The organism is Vibrio sp. 10N.222.46.A1 (assembly GCF_041473595.1).
Classification (GTDB): domain Bacteria; phylum Pseudomonadota; class Gammaproteobacteria; order Enterobacterales; family Vibrionaceae; genus Vibrio; species Vibrio tasmaniensis_A.
Genome location: NZ_JBFRSN010000316.1, coordinates 1 through 2,992 on the forward strand (window position 1 = coordinate 1; position 2,992 = coordinate 2,992).

The following is a 2,992-nucleotide window of genomic DNA, read 5'->3' on the forward strand; positions in this document are numbered from 1 at the left end:
CTATGTTGGCGATGCTGCCTTTGCTTGCTGGCAATACGGGCGGCAGTTGGGCTGACATGTTGTGGATGCTAGGCGGTGTGATTGGCTTGCTTGTCGGTGGTCACTTCTTGTTGAGACCACTGTTCCGATATGTAGTCATGAGCGGTGTGCGTGAGTTGTTCACGGTAGCAGCGCTGTTATTGGTGATTGGTATTGCCGTCATCATGCAGCAGATTGGTTTGTCGATGGCATTAGGTACTTTCTTGGCGGGCGTACTTCTGGCTGAAAGTGAATATCGACACGAGCTTGAAATCGCGATTGACCCATTCAAAGGGTTACTGCTTGGCTTGTTCTTTATTTCGGTTGGTATGGCGGTGAATTTAGGTTTACTGGCAGAAAGCCCATTCGCAATATTGATTGCGGTGTCGTCTCTGGTCGTGTTGAAAGGCTTGGTGTTGTATGCGCTGGCTCGTATCTTCGGTACTCAAACTAAAGCGCGTAGCCGTATGGCGATGATCCTTAGCCAAGGTGGTGAGTTCGCCTTCGTTATTTTTACCGCGGCGAGCGCACAAGGCATCTTAAGCGGCGACCAAGTGTCGTTCTTACTGGTTGTTGTGAGCCTTTCTATGGTGACCACACCATTGATGCTTAAGCTGCAAGACCGATTTTTTGCTCGCCAACTTAATCAAATCAGTGAAAGCGCGATGTCTTCAGATGTGGTTGATCGTAGTCCTCGAGTGATTATTGCGGGCTTTGGTCGTTTCGGTCAGATCATTGGTCGCTTGATGTACGCCAATAAGATTCGTATCACCGTCCTTGAAAGTGATGCCAGCCAAATACATATCCTTAGGAAGTTCGGCTACAAGGTATTTTACGGTGACTCTACTCACCTTGAACTATTACGAGCTGCGGGAGCTGACAAGGCAGAAGCCATTGTGTTATGTACCGATTCTCCTGATGAAATCATGAAGACCGTCGATTTGTGTAAGCAGCACTTCCCACAGTTGAAGATCTTAGCGCGTGCACGAAGCCGTGTTGAAGCGTATCAATTACTTAACCATGGTGTGAGTAACTACTCGCGTGAAACCTTCCTTGGGGCATTAGATTTAGGTCGTCAAACATTGACCGAACTTGGCATGCATCCATATAAAGCGAAGCGAGCAGAAGCACACTTTAGGAAACTGGATAATGGTATGCTGAAAGAGTTGCTGCCTCAGCATAACGAAGATGCCGAGTTAGCCCAAAGAGCGAAAGAGGCTCGCAAAGAGCTTGAAGAGATTTTTGGACACGAGATGGAAAATGATCACCAATCTCGAAACTATTGGCAGTAGCTTGAAGTGATAACTAATGCTAGAGCTCTAGAAATATAGCTTGAGCTCTAGAAATAAAAGTCTAGATAACTAATCTAATAATAAACGTGGTCTCTGCTTTGTCTTTAATAGATCTAGATCGGAAGAACTGCGAATCCAGAGTTGTAAAGGATATGAACGTGAAACAGAAAAAACGCTTTATCGCAGGGGCGAGCTGCCCAAGCTGCAAGACTCAAGACACACTCCGTTGGTGGATTGAAAATAATATCGAGCTGGTGGAATGTGTCGATTGTGACTTCACAGAACAGCGTAAACCGAAAACTGTAGAGAAATCTGAACACGCGAATCAAGAAATGATCGGTATTTTTAAGCCTGAGTGATTGAGTTTCGTCAATTGATCCCCATAATATCCGGGTACAGAATTTTTCCTAAGCTCAACTGTTCGAGCTTAGTCCAAACCTCCTTGGAGCTCTCATGAAAATTGAAAAGAACGTAGTAGTTAGTGTTGCATATCAAGTGAAACTTGAAGATGGCGTAGTAGTTGACCAATCAACTGCAGAAGCTCCACTAGATTACCTTCACGGTCACAACAACCTAATTACAGGTCTTGAAAAAGAGCTTGAAGGCAAAGTCGCTGGCGACAAGTTCTCAGCAACTGTTACTCCAGAAGACGCTTACGGCGAGCACAACGATGACCTAGTTCAACGTGTTCCTGCAGACGTATTCCAAGGTGTTGAGCAAATCGAAGTTGGCATGCGTTTCCTAGCGGATACTGACCAAGGTCCAATCCCAGTTGAAGTTACTGAAGTAGATGGCGACGAAGTTGTTGTTGACGGTAACCACATGCTAGCTGGCCAAACTCTAACGTTTGACGTTGAAGTTGTAGCGGTTCGTGAAGCGACTGAAGAAGAAGTTCAACACGGTCACGTACACCAAGAAGGCGGCTGTGGCGGTCACGACCACGATCATGATCACGAAGGTGGTTGCTGTGGTGGCGAAGGCCATGACCATGCTGAAGAGAAAAAAGACGGCTGCTGCGGCGGCGGTAGCTGTGGTTCTCACTAATACCGAATTAACGGTTTAGTTTAAGAATATTGAAAACCTCCCTTGTGGAGGTTTTTTTCGTTTAGGGTGCTAGCTTTTTGAGTTGGCTTTTCGTCTACCAAACTAAATGCCCGCAAATCTAAGCGTTCGTAAATAGTTTGGTTTTCGCTATCAGACATCAAACCTTGGATGTGGTATTGATAGCACAACATTATAAGTCGACGTCAGTGGAGAGTTTGTATGTCACAGCCTTTTTCAATTGCCATTCATGGTGGTGCAGGCACCATCATACGAGAGCAAATGAGTGATGAATTAAAAACGGGTATTACCGAGGCTTTGGAAAAATCGGTTTTGGCTGGCTATCAAGTATTACAGTCGGGTGGCGATGCGCTAGATGCAGTGGTTGCTTCAGTTAAGGTGATGGAAGACAGTCCCCACTTTAATGCCGGTAAAGGTTCTGTTCTGACTCATGATGAATTTGTTGAGATGGATGCTTCTGTGATGCACGGTCGTGAAATGGATGCGGGGGCTATTGCCGGTGTCCGCCATATCAAAAATCCAATTGAGCTTGCGCGTGATGTGATGCTTAAAAGCGACCATGTGCTACTGATTGGTGAAGGCGCCGAGAAGTTTGCGTTTGAGCATGACCATACTTTCAC

The 2,992-nt window shown here is 45.9% G+C and carries 4 protein-coding genes; all 4 read left to right on the top strand.

The window, feature by feature from the left end; translation table 11 throughout:
* A partial coding sequence (locus tag AB4496_RS10345) for a cation:proton antiporter (RefSeq protein WP_372130919.1) occupies nt 1-1,310 on the top strand: 1,310 nt, incomplete at its 5' end.
* A gap of 158 nt (nt 1,311-1,468) precedes the next feature.
* Nucleotides 1,469-1,669, top strand: a complete 201-nt coding sequence (locus AB4496_RS10350; protein ID WP_009848927.1) for a YheV family putative zinc ribbon protein — start codon at nt 1,469-1,471, stop codon at nt 1,667-1,669.
* 94 nt (nt 1,670-1,763) lie between these two features.
* Nucleotides 1,764-2,354, top strand: coding sequence for a peptidylprolyl isomerase (slyD, locus tag AB4496_RS10355; protein WP_009848928.1), 591 nt, complete (start codon nt 1,764-1,766; stop codon nt 2,352-2,354).
* Between the two features lie 219 nt (nt 2,355-2,573).
* Nucleotides 2,574-2,992, top strand: a 419-nt coding sequence (locus AB4496_RS10360; RefSeq protein WP_372130921.1) for an isoaspartyl peptidase/L-asparaginase, incomplete at its 3' end; no start/stop codon positions are given.

Excerpts from the sequence above, each read along its gene's own strand:
- slyD (WP_009848928.1), top strand. The coding sequence starts at position 1,764 with ATGAAAATTGAAAAGAACGTAGTAGTTAGTGTTGCATATCAAGTGAAA.